Genomic DNA, 586 nt, shown 5'->3' with positions numbered 1-586 from the left:
GCCGTTGCCATCCTTCTCACAGGGACCGCGGCGATCGCCCAGATGGCCTCGAAACTGACAGGGGCGACTCCGCCTATGGAGTCAGTTCCCGCTCAACCTCTACCGAAATGGATCGTCGACGATATTCGCAAGATGCGCGCCTATCCTGACCAACCCCCGGTGATCCCGCATTCGATCGAGGGTTATCAATTGTCGGTCAACACCAACCGCTGTCTCTCGTGCCACAAGCGCGAGTTCACCGAAGGTTCTGGCGCACCGATGATCAGCGTCACCCACTACATGACGCGCGAAGGTCAGATGATCGCCGATGTCTCGCCGCGACGCTACTTCTGCACGGCCTGCCATGTGCCACAGKCCAACGTTCAGCCTCTTGTCCAAAACCTCTTCAAGGACATGAGCGAGTTGGGTGTCAAACCCGCTGGGAGCGAGTAGGCATGCAGCGGATAAAAAAAATTGCGCTGTGGGCAGGGCGCATCCTCACCGCCCCAGCCGCAACCCTCAGTCTCGCATTCCTGACGCTCGGCGGTTTCGTTGGCGGCGTCATGTTCTGGGGCGCTTTCAATACTGCGCTTGAGTTGACCAACAC

The 586-nt window shown here is 59.0% G+C and carries 1 protein-coding gene and 1 pseudogene; both read left to right on the top strand.

Translation table 11 applies throughout. The features are described from left to right. The coding region (locus ACXJ7R_RS35885; protein ID WP_457155910.1) for a nitrate reductase cytochrome c-type subunit at positions 1–432 on the top strand (432 nt) is incomplete at its 5' end. 2 nt (positions 433–434) lie between these two features. After that, positions 435–586 (top strand): annotated as a pseudogene (locus ACXJ7R_RS35880) (cytochrome C); the annotation flags it as partial.

It is taken from the genome of Mesorhizobium sp. P5_C1, assembly GCF_054049815.1.
This window is presented reverse-complemented; position numbering and strand designations above follow the sequence as displayed.